The 17,027-nt window shown below is 37.0% G+C and carries 17 protein-coding genes; 8 read left to right on the top strand and 9 right to left on the bottom strand.

Features of this window, described 5'->3' with window-relative positions; translation table 11 throughout:
• Positions 1–32 precede the first annotated feature (32 nt).
• From BM000_RS02830 to lepB, 4 genes are read right to left on the bottom strand one after another with little or no spacing between them, the layout of a single operon-like run.
• Complete coding sequence (locus BM000_RS02830) at positions 33–779, bottom strand: hypothetical protein (protein WP_091494603.1); 747 nt, start codon at positions 777–779, stop codon at positions 33–35.
• Between the two features lie 18 nt (positions 780–797).
• Entirely contained in the window at positions 798–1,922 is a 1,125-nt protein-coding gene (locus BM000_RS02825) for a S1C family serine protease (RefSeq protein WP_091494601.1), read from the bottom strand.
• Between the two features lie 16 nt (positions 1,923–1,938).
• Positions 1,939–3,084 carry an FxLYD domain-containing protein gene (locus tag BM000_RS02820; RefSeq protein ID WP_091494599.1) on the bottom strand — a complete coding sequence of 382 codons (1,146 nt, stop codon included), beginning with the start codon at positions 3,082–3,084 and terminating at the stop codon, positions 1,939–1,941.
• 18 nt (positions 3,085–3,102) lie between these two features.
• Complete coding sequence (gene lepB / locus BM000_RS02815; protein WP_091494597.1) at positions 3,103–3,612, bottom strand: signal peptidase I; 510 nt, start codon at positions 3,610–3,612, stop codon at positions 3,103–3,105.
• 417 nt (positions 3,613–4,029) lie between these two features.
• Here lepB and BM000_RS02810 point away from each other — a divergent pair, with 417 nt between their 5' ends.
• Positions 4,030–4,206, top strand: coding sequence for an aspartyl-phosphate phosphatase Spo0E family protein (locus BM000_RS02810; protein ID WP_091494595.1), 177 nt, complete (start codon positions 4,030–4,032; stop codon positions 4,204–4,206).
• Positions 4,207–4,252: 46 nt separating this feature from the next.
• On the opposite strand, the gene BM000_RS02805 is transcribed toward BM000_RS02810, so the two are convergent.
• Positions 4,253–5,404, bottom strand: a complete 1,152-nt coding sequence (locus BM000_RS02805) for an aminotransferase class I/II-fold pyridoxal phosphate-dependent enzyme (protein ID WP_091494593.1) — start codon at positions 5,402–5,404, stop codon at positions 4,253–4,255.
• Between the two features lie 99 nt (positions 5,405–5,503).
• Between BM000_RS02805 and BM000_RS02800 the strand changes: the two genes are divergently transcribed.
• On the top strand, positions 5,504–5,806 hold the full coding sequence (locus tag BM000_RS02800) for a hypothetical protein (RefSeq protein WP_091494591.1): 303 nt from the start codon (positions 5,504–5,506) through the stop codon (positions 5,804–5,806).
• 6 nt (positions 5,807–5,812) lie between these two features.
• Here the strand turns inward: BM000_RS02800 and BM000_RS02795 are convergent, their stop codons facing one another.
• Positions 5,813–6,271 carry a YkyB family protein gene (locus BM000_RS02795; protein ID WP_091494589.1) on the bottom strand — a complete coding sequence of 153 codons (459 nt, stop codon included), beginning with the start codon at positions 6,269–6,271 and terminating at the stop codon, positions 5,813–5,815.
• 229 nt (positions 6,272–6,500) lie between these two features.
• Between BM000_RS02795 and cbpB the strand changes: the two genes are divergently transcribed.
• From cbpB to BM000_RS02780, 3 genes are all read left to right on the top strand, one after another.
• Complete coding sequence (gene cbpB, locus BM000_RS02790) at positions 6,501–6,971, top strand: cyclic-di-AMP-binding protein CbpB (protein WP_091494587.1); 471 nt, start codon at positions 6,501–6,503, stop codon at positions 6,969–6,971.
• A 72-nt stretch (positions 6,972–7,043) separates the two neighbouring features.
• The gene (gene dapD, locus BM000_RS02785; protein WP_091494585.1) at positions 7,044–7,766 is read left to right on the top strand and encodes a 2,3,4,5-tetrahydropyridine-2,6-dicarboxylate N-acetyltransferase; all 723 of its coding nucleotides are present in this window, start codon (positions 7,044–7,046) and stop codon (positions 7,764–7,766) included.
• A 210-nt stretch (positions 7,767–7,976) separates the two neighbouring features.
• Entirely contained in the window at positions 7,977–9,095 is a 1,119-nt protein-coding gene (locus tag BM000_RS02780; RefSeq protein ID WP_091494583.1) for an N-acetyldiaminopimelate deacetylase, read from the top strand.
• Between the two features lie 112 nt (positions 9,096–9,207).
• On the opposite strand, the gene BM000_RS02775 is transcribed toward BM000_RS02780, so the two are convergent.
• The gene (locus BM000_RS02775) at positions 9,208–10,041 is read right to left on the bottom strand and encodes a mechanosensitive ion channel family protein (RefSeq protein WP_091494581.1); all 834 of its coding nucleotides are present in this window, start codon (positions 10,039–10,041) and stop codon (positions 9,208–9,210) included.
• A 390-nt stretch (positions 10,042–10,431) separates the two neighbouring features.
• Here BM000_RS02775 and BM000_RS02770 point away from each other — a divergent pair, with 390 nt between their 5' ends.
• From BM000_RS02770 to BM000_RS02760, 3 genes are all read left to right on the top strand, one after another.
• The gene (locus BM000_RS02770) at positions 10,432–12,180 is read left to right on the top strand and encodes an ABC transporter ATP-binding protein (protein WP_091494579.1); all 1,749 of its coding nucleotides are present in this window, start codon (positions 10,432–10,434) and stop codon (positions 12,178–12,180) included.
• A gap of 16 nt (positions 12,181–12,196) precedes the next feature.
• Positions 12,197–14,026, top strand: coding sequence for an ABC transporter ATP-binding protein (locus tag BM000_RS02765; RefSeq protein WP_091494577.1), 1,830 nt, complete (start codon positions 12,197–12,199; stop codon positions 14,024–14,026).
• Between the two features lie 120 nt (positions 14,027–14,146).
• The gene (locus BM000_RS02760; RefSeq protein ID WP_091494575.1) at positions 14,147–14,815 is read left to right on the top strand and encodes a potassium channel family protein; all 669 of its coding nucleotides are present in this window, start codon (positions 14,147–14,149) and stop codon (positions 14,813–14,815) included.
• Positions 14,816–14,916: 101 nt separating this feature from the next.
• Here BM000_RS02760 and rnjA read toward each other — a convergent pair whose 3' ends face one another.
• On the bottom strand, positions 14,917–16,584 hold the full coding sequence (gene rnjA, locus BM000_RS02755) for a ribonuclease J1 (RefSeq protein ID WP_091494572.1): 1,668 nt from the start codon (positions 16,582–16,584) through the stop codon (positions 14,917–14,919).
• Positions 16,585–16,587: 3 nt separating this feature from the next.
• Entirely contained in the window at positions 16,588–16,797 is a 210-nt protein-coding gene (locus tag BM000_RS02750) for a DNA-dependent RNA polymerase subunit epsilon (RefSeq protein ID WP_091494570.1), read from the bottom strand.
• Positions 16,798–17,027 lie beyond the last annotated feature (230 nt).

Below are 17,027 nucleotides of genomic sequence, written 5' to 3'. Positions count from 1 at the left end.
AGTTGTTCTATGATGCATTCCAAAGCATGGTATTAATTAGTCGTTAAATAAAGAATATGAAACTGGAGTTCTTGCTCCTCAGACTCGAACCACTCTGTTAGTGATTCACTGTCAGGTTGATTTACGTTTGGAATTTCTATTTGAATATTTTCGTCATCTTGCCATTCAGCTGAGAAGATCGGCCATTGAAACGTTTGAAAACCAGTCAAAGTAAGGTTGTCTGAAGTTAGCTTTACTTCAGACCAGCTATCAAGGTCAAAAACCATGAGGCGATTTAGATCCCATTCCTGCAAACTTTGCGGCCGTTGATAGGTAATCAATAACTTTGAACGATCAGGTGATGGCTGGATAGCTAAAATATCTGATTGATCGGCTAATAGCTTTGACTGCTCCGTGTCTGTATTTAAAAGCAAATTACTACAAGCATTATCTTGACAGGCAAAATTAAGTAGAAACAATGATTCAAATCCTTCTTCATTAATCTGAGTTAACTGCATCTCGTTAATAGCTTGATTACGATCGCGATGTTGTGCTAAATAATTAGAGATAATTGGGATTTGATCAATATGCAATGAAATTTGTCGATCAATTAAAGTAAATTCAACAAACTGCTGAATATCGCTTTCCTCTTCACCAGAATCAATTTCCTCTTCGATGAGCTCCGTTGATTCTTCAGCATGCTCGTTTAACTCTTCTTGAACAATGACGGGTTGTTTATTACTACAAGCTATTAAAACTAATAAGGAAATTCCAATCAGGATAACGCTTTGTTTAATCATAATATCACGATCCTTTTCCTACTCTAATTCATACTCAAGTATCTTTAATTGGTCATTCTCGTATCCGACGATAAAACGATATTGGATAAGGGTACTTTCGTCATTAGCTTGAGCTAAGCTGTAGTTTAACTTTAATTGCAAACTAATCGTGTCCCTGTCAGTATGTGCTTCAATATCACCGAAAATGGTTAAATCGACCAGTTGCAAATATCTTGACCGGAAGCTTGGATAATCAATATCGCTCTGCAAAGCACTTCCAAGTAGCGTATATGCGTTAATATAATCATGCATCGCAATGCTCTCAATAAAGTATTGAACGAGGTACATTGCATCTTCGGTTAAGGCATTAATGTTTTTATCTTGTCTAATAATCGAACTAGGGAAGGTAAGTGAACCATTATCAGTTGATGTGGACCACTCCGTAATGTCATCAATGATGTCCGTTATCGGAATGCTAAAGCCAATATCACTATCCTCGTAGCCAGCTGAATTAATCGCCACCACTTTGCCAGTTTTTCGATCAATTAAAGGTCCGCCACTATTGCCATGGGTAATTGTCGCAGAGATTTGATAGACGTTCTCGTAAGACGCTTCATTAATAGAGAAAGAGCGGTCAACTCCTGAAATAATTCCTACCGTTACAGAATGTTGCAGACCTAAAGGACTACCTACTGCTATAATTTCGGCACCAGGAAGCAATTTCTCTGTCGTATTTAAATGAATGGGTTGTTGATTAATAAGTTGTGGAACTCGGATTACGGCAATATCTTTTTCAACATCAAAACCTACGATCGCTGCTGGATAGGTTTCGGCATTAGACATGGTTATGTTAATGGACTTTGCATCTTTAATAACATGTTGATTGGTTACGATATCTCCTCTGGTGTTGTACAGAAAGCCAGAACCGACTCGACTTGAATTTTCAGTTTCAACGTTAATCTGAACAACATTTTTTTGTGACTCATGAATGATATGTTGTAGATCAGTTACATCAGAACTTGATTCGCTATATTGAAGAATTGAATGCTCGGCATAAATGGTCTGGCGTTCCAGATAAGTTAACAGCCAATAATTCATTCCTAATCCTATCGTTAAGATAAGGAAGCATAAAAATCCAATAAATGCACGTTGCCTGTTTTTCATTACTTAGCCTCACAATCTATTCGTTTACTAACCATGTTATTGATACCATTTTAACCTCACTGACAGCATCATAGAGGTCGGTATCAAAGTAAGTAAAATCAAATTGTCCATTCTCACCTGGATAAAGTATATCGGGGTGAACAAAAACTTGGTTGTCTTCAAGGATTTCATCGTTATGATCAAGTAAATGGAAATGCACTTGAATAGTTGAAATTGGAACGGTCGCTACGCTGGTCAGTTCTCCTGATACAGTTAAATGACCTTGTTCTGTTTCTACAAAAGAAATGTCGATGAGGTCAATCGCTTGATTTTGATTAATTTCCACTTCTTGTTCATAAGCAGAGAAGGCTTGCTCCATTCGTGTTTCCAAGTCGAATTGAAAACTAGCCTGTTCAGTTTTAATGTTCGCAAGGAGACTTTGTAGCTTTTCATCATTAGGAATATAATAAAGTCCATTTTCAACTAGTGTTTTTGCTTCTGAAAACTGGTTTCCTTGCAATAAATGATTCGCTTGACTTAAGGTATAGGCACTAATCTGATTTCGGATAGTTTGAACAAATTCATAACCATCTGGACCTTGAATGCCTTCTGCTTCCCACAATATTGCAGGCAAATCCTCTGGATCCGGTTGACCATCAAGCTTCTGTTGAATTGAGGTTAGCTGGATTGTAGAAAGCTGTTGCCTAAGCAGCTCTTGGAAATCTGTTGCAATTTCCCCTTGATAAAGATCCAACTCTGTCTGTGTCTGTTGAATTAGCTGGACTTTGTCCTGAAAGCCTTCAGTTTGCTCAATATCGTCAAGGGTGGAGAAGGCTAACGCAGAGAATTGTTGCAGTATTACTGCTTCAGGGAATTGACTATGTTTGTTTAGTGCGTCAGTTGCAAACTGGAAGGCAAGTTGGTAGTCACCTTCCCAAATAGCTTCCTCTGCATTTTCATAATAGCCTTGGGCTTGCTCTCTTTGAAAATATGAGAATATCCCAACACCGATAGCAATGACAATGACAATGACCAAACTAATAAGTGGTAATTTAAATACTTGTGAAAATCGCTTTTTCTCACCGATTCGTTCATAGAGATCTTGAGGTAATTTCCCCCCACATGTTACGCAAAATAGCTCATGATCATTTACTCTTGCTCCACAAGATGGGCAATATGCCAATATTAACACCTGCTTTTTTTAATAAATTACTTGCCAATCTGAAAAAGGATAAACAATAAATTCAGCTCGACCAATGATGTCAGCTTGATTAATGAATCCTAAAGAGTTTCTACTATCTCGACTTAGTCTACGATGATCGCCTATTACGTAGTAGTGCCCATCGGGAATAAGGGTGTTGGGTACATCGTGTGTCCAAAAACTTCTATCATCAGTTAGAAAGGTTTGTGAATAGGGTATATCATTTATAATCAGCTGTTGATCGGTAATATTGAGTGTTTCATTCGGCAGACCAATCACGCGTTTAATATAGGTCTTGTCAGCTAGTTCAATAACAACGATATCACCCCGTTTAGGCTGATTAAATAGATAGCTTGCCCGGTTGGTAATAATCCATTGATTATCCAGTATTGTCGGGGCCATACTATCACCAGTAACATTAGAAATAGTAAAAATAAAATAATTAAAAAATAAAAATAAAATAAAACAAATAATGAAATATTTCCCTGATTTTATTAAAATCCCTTTCATTAAAACAAAAATCCTTTCTGAAAAACGTTAATACTGATAAATTAACCTATGCTTATTCTATCATAAAGATAAATTAATTAGAAAGATGTCTTTATAATTCAATTCATTTCATTTTCAAATGAATGAACGTCTAAAGCTTATGCTATTCCTAGAGGAGCTGAAGCAATTACATAGCCCCACTTAGTTTGGTGTTCATAATGAGTGAATAAGTTCAATCCGAAAAAGTTAGTCCAAGCTACGCCGATGAAAGCGGAAGATGGCTGTAGTGAGGGTTAATAACGATCGCTTGATTAGACTGGGATTGCTAATGATTTTAAAGGAAATGCTAGAATTTTCTGTTTTTTGAAGGTGTTGAAAGTATCTAAAAAAGTATTTTTATGTTAAACTAGATACCTAACAAATGAAGGGGGATTACAATTGAAAACATCTAATTTGTTGGAGCAGATTGAAGACTTAAGGAAAAGTATGATCGAAGTAGCTGTTGAAAAAGGCTTTTCTAGTGAAGAGTCTATTATAATGAGCCATAAACTAGATCAATTATTAAATCAATATGAGCAAGAGAAACGGTTAAGAAAGCATAGACGACCATTTTAATTAAAAATGGCCATCCAATAGAGTGCGTAGTTATTAGGTTATTCAATTATTTTTGTAATCTCAAGTATGCCTCTAATCTACTTAACCCTTCTGCTAGTGTATCCAAGCTATAGGCATAAGATAGTCTAAGATATCCCTGTCCAGCCTCCCCGAATGCATCTCCAGGAACTAACGCAAGTCCTACTCGTTCAACCAAGTCCAGAGCAAGCTCTAAAGAGGATTTACTGCTCTTTATTCTCACCATAAAGTAAAAAGCGCCATCAGGCTTTATTACTTCTATTCCCATGTTAATTAGTTTTTTATAGACAAAATCTCTCCGAGTCATGTATGCCTGTTTCATCTCAATTGGTGCAGCCTGTGCTTTGGTCACGGCAGCTAAGGCCGCATATTGACTTATTGATGAGGCGCAGGAAACATTATATTGCAGGACCTTTATACAATGTGGCGTTAGCCATTGAGGTGTAATAAGAAAGCCAATTCGCCAACCGGTCATGGCATGAGATTTTGATAAACCATTAATAACGATGAGTTGATCTTTAATTTTACTAATCCTTGCCATTGAATAGTGTGGCTTTTCATAGGATAGCGCACTATATATTTCATCAGTTATTAAAAATAAATTATGTTTGTGCACAAGCTCGGCAATTTTATGACATTCCTCTTCATCTAAACTAACACCAGTTGGATTTGAAGGATAGGGGAGAATAACACATTTTGTTTGTGGCGTAATTGCTCGTTCAAGTAATGACGCAGTAAGCTTGAAGTCTGCTTGCTGTGTATTAACATGGACAGCAGTTGCCCCAGCTAATTTAATTAATGGCTCATAACCTGGATAGACAGGATCTGGTAAGATAACTTCATCACCAGTGTTCAACAAGCTACGACAAACAACATCAATAGCCTGTGAAGCCCCAACAGTTATGATTACTTGCTCTCCTTGAATTGAAGTTTGATAGGATTCATTCATGTATTGTGCGACAGCATGTCTTAACTCAGGTAGACCTGCGTTAGCTGTATAGCTTGTTTTGTTTTCTTCAACGGCAAGTATAGCTGCCTCTTTCACAACAGTAGGAGTTGGAAAATCAGGTTGACCAATTGTTAGCGAAATAACATCTTTGCGCTCACTAACAAGATTAAAAAATTTTCTAATACCTGAAATTTCTATCTGTTCCACTTGATTATTAATTGACTTGGTCATTATTGTCCTCCTTTAAAATGCATTAGAATAAAAAAAACCCGCTCATTGTATAGGGTTAGAGCATGCTGGTTATCCTTGAAAGGGAAAGGATGTGGCGATATGGGTAATAGAATTTACACACAATTACAAATTTTAGGATTTTCTGATCTTTTTTTAATGCTGTTTTTTTTCCTAATTTGCTTTTTCGGACTGTTCGTTTGCCTTTATCCAATTATTATGTGGTTGACGCGTAGAAAAATGTATCACGTTGTTATTTACACAGTGACAGTCTTAGCTACCTTTATTATTATGAATTATTTAACAGTTAGTCATCCCATCAGTATGAAATTATCTTTCTATTATTTAAGTGCTTCATCTGGAGCAATGGTTGTCTGGCTTTTGGTGAAAAAAATAATTAGATAGACAGCTTTATTTTCTCCGTTTATTATGGTAAAAAGAGTATTCCCATTTTCCCAATGACGATGGTGTATAGTATGAAGCGCAAGGTTTGTTCCGTTTATGCTCTTTAACTGGAATGCCTAGATAATTACATATAATTTTTTTGGCCTGTGTCAAAGACATTTTTGTTTTTGGATTGCGATAGCTCTGATCGAGATCGCCCAAATGCTTAATCTCTTTAAAATCTTGTTTGTTCGGAGGTATGTGAAAGAAGTAATCTCCAACTTGAACGAGGACAGTAGAATGCTGTCGACTAAATTTAGGGCTCTCGGAAAAGTGTAGCCCCAATTTTTTGGCCTGATGCTCTTCTAAAAGCTTCTGAATTACTTGTTTCTTCATACTATAAAGTTCTTTTGGATTAAGTGCTGTTTTAGCATGGCGGTTAATAACAAAAATGGCTTTTGCTATGTCGTCAATCTCTTGCTTCACAAAAAATAAACCTCCCTCTTCAAAACGATCACTTGGTAAGTTAGTAGTTACATTTTATCACGAAAAACCACATAAAACTATTCTTGAGGGCAATTTAATTGGATTGTTTAATCTTTAGCTAATTAGCAGGTGGAAATAGTTTGTATCGTGCTCTATTTATGATAAACTAATAGGTGGGAAAGAAAGCGTGAAAATCCTTCCTTCAACTGCTCGTTAGGGAGTGTCAAAAATGGAACATTTAAAAGAATTACCTTTATTGCAAGTGACAGCTGAAATGCTTATGGTTTCCTCTGAAAAGGTAGCGCATGTGCAATTAAATAATCCGATCGAGCATGCGTTGCTCATTCTAGTTAAATCTGGATATTCAGCAGTCCCGGTACTTGATATGCAGTATAAATTTCAAGGGATAGTCGGGAAAAATACAATTTTAAATGAAATATTAGGACTAGAACGATTTGAGCTTGAGAAGTTATCTTCAGTGACCGTTGAAGATGTTATGACGTCAGATATTCCATGCCTAAGAAAATCAGATCCTTTTTTAACCTGTTTAAAAGCACTTATGGACCATACATTTGTTTGTGTGGTTAATGCTAATGGCTATTTTGATGGTATTGTAACAAGAAGAGCAGTATTAAAGCAGTTGAATAAATACATTCACGTAAATAAAGCCTTATTTAATGAAAATGTTGACGAAAAATAGAAAGCATTACTAGTCAAGCTTTTATCAACTTTGATAAAGTGAGACGTATTGAAATTTAAGGGGGACTTCCAAATGAATATGATGGATGCAAATGAGATAATTTCATTTATTTCAAATAGTGAAAAATCAACACCAGTAAAAGTATATGTAAAAGGTAGCGCGTTAAATAAGATTGATTTCCCAGAATCTATTCAATCGTTTGTTGAAAGTGAAACAGGTGTGTTGTTTGGCGAGTGGAAAGAAATTAAAGCAATATTAGCTACATACAAAGAGCAAATCTTAGATTATGTCCTTGAAAATGATCGCCGTAACTCTGCGATCCCATTGCTAGATCTAAAGGATATTAATGCGCGTATTGAACCTGGAGCGGTCATTAGAGACCAAGTTGCTATTGGTAATAATGTTGTTATTATGATGGGTGCAATGATCAATATTGGTGCAGTGATAGGTGATGGCACGATGATTGATATGAATGCTACTCTCGGTGGTCGAGCAACCGTAGGGAAAAACTGCCATGTTGGTGCAGGCGCAGTGCTTGCAGGTGTAATTGAGCCACCTTCTGCAAAGCCTGTAATTGTAGAGGATGATGTTGTAATTGGCGCAAATGCAGTAGTAATTGAAGGGGTTACAATTGGAAAAGGTGCTGTTGTAGCAGCGGGTGCAATTGTTACTAGGGATGTGCCATCTAACACTGTTGTCGCTGGTACACCGGCTCGAGTAATAAAGGAAATTGATGATCAAACGAAGTCAAAAACTGAAATCATGCATGCGTTAAGGAATTTAGGCGAGCAGTAATACAGGTAAATAACATTGGGACTAAGGTGAAATAACTTTAGTTTCCTAACTTCAAGCTAGTAAAGCAACGGTAATATGAGGCTGCTGAGGGTAACGGGTTTTTAGATAAGTTATACTTATTCTATTCGTTACGCTCCAGAGAAGTCACATAAGAACCGTTGCTTTTATCGTATTTTTATATTTAGTTAAAAAGAGGATAGAGGTGTAACAATGAATGAATTAACTTACTTACAACAAATAAGACGTGATTTACATAAAATACCTGAGCTTGGCTTTAAGGAATTTAAGACACAGGCCTATTTATTAGCGGCGATAAAGCAGTTTAGTCAGACTAACTTGACTATTGAAACGTGGGAAACAGGTATATTGGTAATGGTTAAGGGTACAGAACCAACAAGGACAGTTGGCTTTCGAGCTGACATTGATGGTTTACCGATTGTTGAACAAACTGATTTATTATTTCAGTCAATTCATCAAGGGAAAATGCATGCGTGTGGACATGATTTCCATATGGCAATCGCTCTTGCAGTGCTTAAGCGCCTTTCTGAGCAGCCGGCACAAGATAACGTCTTGTTTATCTTTCAACCAGCTGAAGAAGGACCAGGTGGTGCGCTTCCCCTGCTTAAATCAGGTCAATTAAATAAGTACGGGCTTGCATATATTTTTGCCCTGCATATAGCACCAGAGTTGCCGGTTGGTACAATTTCTTCGCGACAAGGTTTATTATTTGCTAACACAAGTGAACTATTTATTGATTTTAAGGGGAGAGGTGGCCATGCAGCATACCCACATTTAACTCATGATATGGTAGTAGCGGCTAGTAGTTATGTCGCGCAATTACAGCATATTGTAAGTAGGGTTATTGACCCTATTGAGAGTGCTGTTGTTACAGTAGGTAAGATAACGGGTGGAACTGTCCAGAATGTTATCGCTGAGCACGCTCGACTTGAGGGAACAATAAGAACAGGTAATCCAGCGACCATTGCAAAAATAAAGCACGCAATTGAGAACTTTGCTAAGGGCTTTGAAGTAAGTCATCATTGTCAAATTAATCTTGATTATGGTTCAAATTATTATCAAGTATATAATAACAAAGAATATGCTGTACGTTTTGAAAAATTGGTTAAAGCTGGTCCATATCAATGGCATGATGCCACAGCTGCTATGACTGGTGAGGATTTCGGCTATTTTCTAAAGGATATACCAGGTTTTATGTTTTGGCTCGGGGTTGGATCTGATTACGGTCTACACCATAGTAAATTAACACCTAATGAAGATGCTTTGTTAGTAGGGGCTAATATTGTAGAAACAGCCATTCGAAATCTTTAAGCTTATTATTATCCTATAAGAGGCTAACAATTAAGTTCTCAAGCTATTGTTTTTAATCATATAGCTAGCAGAGTACTATATATGGTCAGCCTCTTGTCGGACTTGAAAAAAATTAATCTTCTAATTTTGTCTCTTTTTTTACGAAGTTTACGTGCTGAGTAAAAGGACTACCAATATTGTTGTCATCAAAGGCTTGTTTGATTGCCTTTCGGAGGTCATATTCGGCCGCCCACTGTTTCATATTTTCAGTTTGACCAATGACCCGTAGTGTAATGCTGGTATTGTCAATTTGATGAACGCCAATAACGTTAGGACCATCTGTAAACCGGTCATCAGTTACGAAGTTTTGACAAACGTCCTGTAGAACAGTCAGTGCCTTATCCAAGTTTGTTTGATAACTAATATTAATATCAACAAGTGCTCTCATTGTTCCTCTTGAATGGTTACTTACTACCTCAAGCTGTCGGTTAGGAATGAAATTTAAAGTGCCGTCAAAGCTTCTTAGCTTAGTCGTTCTTAAACCAACTTCCTCAACAATTCCATCAAAGCCAGCTGCTGATACGTATTCGCCAACATCAATTTGTTTTTCTAGTAAGATGAAAAAGCCAGTCACTACATCACTTACAAGTCCTTGAGCGCCAAATCCGATTGCCAAGCCAACAACCCCGGCAGAAGCAAGTAGGGGTCCAATATCTAAACTAAATATACCAAACAGCATCGTAATGAAAATAAAACCTAAAATATAGGAAAAAACATTTAACAATAGCTTTTCTAACGTTAAGCTCCGAGCCTCGGAAACATTTCTCTTTTTGGTGAAGTTATTTATTATTTTAGTAATTAATCGTCTTCCTAATGGATTTATCAGCACATAGGCAACAATTAGAAGAATAAGTTGCAGACCAATACCTAATGATACTTCTAGAATAGTGTCAAGATTAAAGCTCATATATGTATGCTCCTTTTAAAATAGTAGGTAGTAGTTTATCAAAGCAGTACCTAGTATATACCCCGGCTGCTTTCCTCTTAAACATTATCTTTCTTCAGTATATGCATTTCTTAATAAAGCCTTATTTGATAAATTCAACATCGTTAGAAAGAAATTTTTTACACTATTACATGATTTTAAACGCTGTTGAACCAAGTTACAATGGAGAAGGGAGAATTAATTCACTTCCTAATTCTTCATGCATTACTTTGAAAGCAGAGTCGCTCATATTATCGGTCTTAAGGCTGATTTTGCTTAAAACGGAAAAAACTAAGGCAAAAGGGTAGAAATTTATTTCGGAACCCGATATATTAGTAGTTATGAAAAACGAGAATAGAGGAGGGAAACATCATGAAAACGTTTAAAAAATTAAAACAATTTTATTGGCCTTATAAACGTTTTTTTATTTTATCATTATTGTTTGTCTTAATTGTGACAGCTATAACGGTTATTTATCCAATGGTTTTACAGATTACTATTGATGAAGTAATTATCGGTAATCGCTATGAGTTAATCCCATTACTTTCAATTGGCTTTCTTGCAATAATGATTATTAAGGGGATTGCTAATTTTTTTCAGCAATACTATGGTGATGTGTTTGGTGTCACATCTGTTTATCATTTGCGCGATGAATTATATAAGAAGTTACAACGCCTGTCATTCACGTATTATGATAATGCACGTACCGGTGATCTGATGTCCAGGTTAACGATGGATGTGGAAGGGTTCAAATTCTTTTTAGCAGCGGGATTTAAGGAACTTATTCGCGTCGTCTTCTTAATGCTAACTAGCTTGGCGGTTATGTTCTATTATTCAATTCCACTTGCCCTGGTTACTATGGCGGTTATGCCACTCTTAATTCTAGTGGTAAGACGTTTTGATAAAGAAGTACACCCAGCTTTTCGCTCAATTAGAAAGTCATTAGGAAATTTAAATACACGTATTCAAGAAAATGTAAGTGGAATGAATACAGTTAAATCGCTGTCAAAAGAGGATTTTGAGATTGAACGATTTACAACCGATAATAAGCAATATCGTGAAGTCAATATTCGAACATCAGATATTTGGGCGCGATATTTTCCATTCATGGAGTTTATCGGAAATGTAGCAATGATTGTATTACTTGTGTTCGGTGGCTGGCTTGTCATAAACGAAAATATGAACTTAGGTTCATTAGTCGCCTTCTTCAGTTTAGTGAGTTATATCATTGGCCCACTGATGCATTTGGGTTTTATTGTCAATCAATTCTCGCAAGCAAAAGCAGCTGGAGAACGCTTGTTGGAGATACTTGAAGCTCCAGAGGATATTGAGCAAAAAGCGGATGCACTCATTAGTGAAAAGATAACAGGACACGTTACGTTTAACGATGTTACGTTAAAATATACAAAGGATGACGATCCGGCTCTTAAGCATATTAGCTTTGATGCACCACCGGGAGCAATTATTGGGTTAATTGGGGCAACTGGGGCTGGAAAATCAAGCATTACCCAGTTAATGACCCGTTTTTATGAACCGGCGGCTGGAGATGTACTTATAGACGGTAAATCGACAGCAGATTTTAATTTGAAATTTCTTAGAAAACATATTGGCTTTGTCTTACAGGAATCGTTTCTTTTTTCAACAACAATAAAGGAGAATATTGCTTACGGTAACCCTGACGCTACAATGGAAGAGATAGTTGCTGCTGCTAAACGAGCGCAGGCACATGAATTCATTGAAGAGCTTCCTAAAGGCTACAATACTATGCTCGGAGAGCGTGGTATGGGATTGTCTGGTGGTCAACGTCAGCGGATTGCAATTGCGCGTGCCTTACTTATTGACCCTAGTATATTAATTCTAGACGATGCTACATCAGCTGTCGATATGGAGACAGAATTCAAGATACAACGTGCTCTAAAGGAAGTCATGACAGAGCGTACCACTTTTATTATTGCACACCGAATTTCCTCTTTAAAGCATGCTGATGAAATACTTGTTTTAGATGAAGGTGAGATTGTAGAACGAGGTACACATGAAGAATTATTATCAAATGGCGGACATTACCAACGGATATATGATATTCAGTATCAGGATAAACAAGCCATTATGGGATCAGTATAAGAAGGGAGTGTAGATAATGGCTAAAGTGAAAGATAATCGTTATGCAAGTGCACATGTCAAACGGTTTTATTACCCACAAGAGAATGCAGTCGAAAAGCCTTTTAACTGGCGACAGATGGCTAGGTTATTAGAGTATTTAAAGCCGTATGCAAAAACACTGTTGCCCGCAGCGTTCATCGTTATGCTCGTTAATATGATTGTCAGGTTAATGGTACCTATTCTAATTGGGGAGTGGGTAGTCGGTCGAGCAATTGAAGATGGTGATGTGACATTGCTAACAACATTAATTATTTCTACGACAGTTCTTTATTTAATTAATTATTTAGCTAACCGTTACCGGATTAAAATCGTTAACAATCTTGGTCAGAGAACGATTCATGACTTAAGAAAACAATTGTTTTCGCATGTACAACGGCTGTCACATAATTTTTTCGACAAAAGATCAGCGGGTTCAATTTTAGTTCGGATTTTAAATGATGTTAATTCATTGCAGGAGTTGTTTACTAACGGGATTATCAATTTATTGATGGATGTCATGATGTTAATAGGAATTATTGCCATCTTAATTGTCCTAAGTCCACAGTTAGCCTTAGCAGTGCTAATTATCCTACCAATTATGTTTTATATTTCAACCAGATTGCGACGTAATATAAGACGTTCTTGGCAAGATGTTCGAATTCAGAAATCAAGATTAAACTCACATTTAAATGAGAGTATTCAAGGTATTCGAATAACGCAATCATTCTCGCAGGAGAAGGAAAATACCGAGTACTTTGATGGGGTTAATATCGACAACTTTGAAAAAGAACGTTTAGCAATGAAAAAGAGTGCTTACTTTGGTCCCTTTGTGGAAATGAGTAATGCAATAGGTACAGTTATTTTAATTGCATATGGGTCTACACTTATCATTAATAATACAATTGGAATTGGAACATTTGTCTCGTTCGCATTTTATCTAGGTATGTTCTGGGAGCCGATTTCTAGACTTGGACAAATTTATAATCAACTTCTTGTTGCAATGGCTTCTTCAGAGCGGATCTTTGAATTTCTAGATGAGCAGCCAAACGTCAAAGAGAAGAAAAACGCTAGAGTATTTAAAGATATGAAAGGAAACATAACCTTTGATCGGGTTCAATTCTCATACGATTCGGAACGGGTTGCCTTGCATGAAATATCAATTAATATCAAAGCCGGCCAAACCGTAGCATTAGTGGGTCATACAGGTTCTGGTAAATCAACAATTGCTAACCTGATTAGTCGCTTCTATGACCCTACCAAAGGGATAGTAAGTGTAGACGGTCATGATTTGAAGGATATGAAATTAGCTAGCCTTAGAAATAATATTAGTGTTGTGCTACAGGATACCTTTATTTTCTCAGGCTCAATTATGGAGAATATTCGATTTGGCCGACCAGAGGCAAGTGACGAAGAGGTTATTGAATCAGCTAAAGTTGTGGGTGCACATGACTTTATTCTAAGGCTGGCTGATGGCTATCACACTGAGGTTGAGGAGCGAGGCAATATTTTGTCTGCTGGTGAGCGCCAGTTGCTTTCATTTGCCAGAGCGCTACTTGCTAATCCTAGAATTTTAATTTTAGATGAAGCAACTGCTAGTATTGATACAGAGGCAGAAATGAAAATCCAACAAGCATTGCGCAAGCTACTAAAAGGGAGAACTGCTATTATGATTGCGCACCGTTTGTCAACCATAAGAGAGGCAGATAATATTATTGTTCTAGAGCATGGTCGAATTCTGGAACAGGGGAATCATGAGGAACTTATTGCACAGCAAGGCGAATATTATGGACTGGTAAAATCTCAGTTTGAAATGTTAGAGGTTTTATAGGAGTATTGGGGCATCCTTTGGGTTGCCTCGTTTTTTTTTTTGTGAAGAAATAATAGAATATTTCCTTTGTTGTTTAATCATGTTAAACTAGTCCTTGGATAGTCAAGGAGGGAATATACTTTGAAACGAGAGTTTGCTGTTATTGGATTAGGTCGATTTGGTGGAAGTGTTTGTAGGCAGCTAAGTAAGCAAGGTATGAGTGTTCTAGCGATAGATAAAACCGAGGCGAAGATCACTGAATTTCGCAATATAGCTTCACATGCGGTCATAGCAGATGCCTCTGATGAGCGTGTTTTAAAAGAATTAGGTTTAAGAAATATTGATCACGTCATCGTTGGTATTGGTGATGATATCCAATCTAGTATATTAATTACACTGATGTTAAAAGAACTAGGTATAAAGAGAATTACAGCCAAGGCACAAAACGATTATCATGAAAAAGTCTTGCTTAAGATTGGTGCTGATCAAGTTATTCATCCTGAACGAGATATGGGAAAAAAAATTGCACACAGTATATTATCTAATAATATAATTGAACATATAGAGCTTTCAGATGAGTACAGTATCGTAGAAATTAAAGCAAGTAAAAAGATGGTAGGCAAGACTCTAGTGGACTTAGATATTCGAGCTAAATATGGTTGTAACGTGGTAGCGATAAAATCAGGTCTTACTAAAGAAATTAATGTGTCACCAAGTGGTGATGATCCAATTAGTATTGAAGATATTTTAGTCATTATCGGAGCTGATGCTGATATTTATAAACTAGAAAAAAAGTTTAACGAAAGTTAGTCTGTTAAATTTTTAAAACAAAGGACAATTAAAAAATCCCCGATAAAGTAGACATATAATAAGTGTCTATCTTATCGGGGATAGTTTTTTTATTCGTCCTACTATACTTCCATAATAATTGGTAACACCATTGGTCGACGTTTTGTCTTTTCAAACAAGAATGGAGATATCGTATCGGTTATCTCGTTTTTAATTTCAGACCATTGCGTTGTGCGGCGTTCCATTACTTTACTAATATGTGAAGAAACAAGTTTCTGTGCTTCATTAATTAAATCTTCTGATTCTCTCATATATACGAATCCACGAGAGATGATATCTGGCCCTGAGGCAATCTTAAATTCCTTCATATTAATGCTTACTACAACAATAACAAGGCCTTCCTCAGAGAGAATGCGGCGATCACGTAAAACAATGTTTCCAATATCGCCAATCCCGCTACCATCTACATAAACAGATCCTGATGGGATCTTGCCTGCAACAGCAGCAGTATCCTTACTTAGTGCTAAGACATCTCCATTATCCATAATGAAACAGTTTTCTGGCTCAACACCACATGCTTCAGCCAATTTTGTATGTTCTTTTAACATCCGGTATTCACCGTGCATTGGCATGAAAAACTTAGGACGTAATAGGCGTAGCATGAGCTTTTGTTCCTCTTGACTACCGTGTCCAGACGTGTGGATATTATTAAGTGAACCGTGAACAACATCTGCACCAGCGCGGTAAAGCATGTTAATCATGCGACTAACACTCACGGTATTACCCGGGATAGGTGACGATGAAAACACGACAGTATCACCAGGGATAATCTGAATTTGCCTGTGCGTACCGTTCGCAATTCTTGAGAGGGCTGCCATCGGTTCGCCTTGAGAACCTGTACACAAAATGGTTACTTCATTGGCTGGTAATCGGTTTATTTGATGCGCATCAATAAAGGTTTGATCAGGAGCTTTGATATAGCCGAGCTCACGTCCAATTGTAATCGCGGCTTCCATGCTTCTACCGAAAACGGCAACTTTACGTTTATGCTTAACTGCTCCATCCACCATCTGCTGTAATCGATGAATGTTAGATGCGAATGTGGCAAAAATAACCCGACCATCCACGCGATTAAATATTTCGTTAATGCTTTCGCCCACAACTCGTTCGGACATTGTAAAGCCAGGCACTTCACTATTTGTACTATCAGACAGTAAACAAAGCACCCCTTCATTACCAATGTCAGCCATTTTAGCTAGATTAGCTGGTTCCCCAACCGGCGTAAAATCGAATTTAAAATCCCCAGTATGCACCACGTTTCCGGGTGGCGTTTTAACCACGACCCCATAAGAGTCTGGTATGCTATGTGTTGTTCTAAAAAATGTTACGGATGTTTTTCTAAATTTAATAATATCATCTTCTTGATAAGTGTGTAACTTTGCATGGCGTAGTAAGCCGTGTTCTTCAAGTTTGTTTTTAATTAAAGCAAGCGCAAGCTTTCCTGCATAGACAGGAATGTTAATTTCTTTTAATAGGTAGGGTATACCACCGATATGATCTTCATGCCCGTGTGTCACGAACAAGCCTTTTATTTTATCTTGATTTTGCACGAGATAGGTGTAATCAGGAATGACGTAATCAATTCCCAGTAACTCGTCTTCAGGAAATTTAATTCCGGCATCGATTAAGATAATTTCATCTTGAAATTGGACACCGTAAGTGTTTTTTCCTATCTCACCAAGACCTCCAATACCAAAAACTGCTGTTTGGTCATTTTTAACAAATTTCATATGCTAAATATTCTCCACTTTGAAATCTTCAGACCGCTTCTCGTATGCAAGGTGTTCCCCTTCAAGTGGTTGAATGTATTCAATATTAATTTGTTGATCTTTTAGTGCTACCCTAACTTGCCGCTCGTTTGTCGCTTCATAGTATAAGCGATGTGTATTTTCTCTTACAGGCACTTCATCTGCCTTTTCTTGATATAAAACTTTAAAAATCATTTCATCTCTCCTTAATGTTATTACATAGCATTTTGCATTTTTTTTGGGGAAATATTAAATCTATGGGTTAAGCATTTGGAACGCGATTCTGGTTAAATAACCTTTTCCATTTTTTTCGTAGCTTTTCTTTTAGCCGTTTTAACATGGTATAACAGCTCCTTTCAAAAAGCAAAACAATTATCCGATCCAACCCTCTTAATACTAGTATAGTACGGATTAGCATGTTTGGG

The sequence above is a fragment of the Amphibacillus marinus genome, assembly GCF_900110345.1.
Classification (GTDB): Bacteria; Bacillota; Bacilli; order Bacillales; family Amphibacillaceae; genus Amphibacillus_D; species Amphibacillus_D marinus.
Note: the sequence above shows the minus strand (reverse complement) of the source record. Positions and strands in the feature narration are given on the sequence as shown.

Bases quoted from the DNA above. Each gene is read 5' to 3' on its own strand.
- cbpB (WP_091494587.1), top strand. From the start codon at position 6,501: ATGGAACATTTAAAAGAATTACCTTTATTGCAAGTGACAGCTGAAATG.
- rnjA (WP_091494572.1), bottom strand. From the start codon at position 16,584: ATGAAATTTGTTAAAAATGACCAAACAGCAGTTTTTGGTATTGGAGGT.
- BM000_RS02750 (WP_091494570.1), bottom strand. From the start codon at position 16,797: ATGATTTTTAAAGTTTTATATCAAGAAAAGGCAGATGAAGTGCCTGTA.
- BM000_RS02770 (WP_091494579.1), top strand. From the start codon at position 10,432: ATGAAAACGTTTAAAAAATTAAAACAATTTTATTGGCCTTATAAACGT.
- lepB (WP_091494597.1), bottom strand. From the start codon at position 3,612: ATGAAAGGGATTTTAATAAAATCAGGGAAATATTTCATTATTTGTTTT.
- BM000_RS02805 (WP_091494593.1), bottom strand. From the start codon at position 5,404: ATGACCAAGTCAATTAATAATCAAGTGGAACAGATAGAAATTTCAGGT.
- BM000_RS02800 (WP_091494591.1), top strand. From the start codon at position 5,504: ATGGGTAATAGAATTTACACACAATTACAAATTTTAGGATTTTCTGAT.
- BM000_RS02775 (WP_091494581.1), bottom strand. From the start codon at position 10,041: ATGAGCTTTAATCTTGACACTATTCTAGAAGTATCATTAGGTATTGGT.
- BM000_RS02830 (WP_091494603.1), bottom strand. From the start codon at position 779: ATGATTAAACAAAGCGTTATCCTGATTGGAATTTCCTTATTAGTTTTA.
- BM000_RS02780 (WP_091494583.1), top strand. From the start codon at position 7,977: ATGAATGAATTAACTTACTTACAACAAATAAGACGTGATTTACATAAA.
- dapD (WP_091494585.1), top strand. From the start codon at position 7,044: ATGAATATGATGGATGCAAATGAGATAATTTCATTTATTTCAAATAGT.
- BM000_RS02825 (WP_091494601.1), bottom strand. From the start codon at position 1,922: ATGAAAAACAGGCAACGTGCATTTATTGGATTTTTATGCTTCCTTATC.
- BM000_RS02765 (WP_091494577.1), top strand. From the start codon at position 12,197: ATGGCTAAAGTGAAAGATAATCGTTATGCAAGTGCACATGTCAAACGG.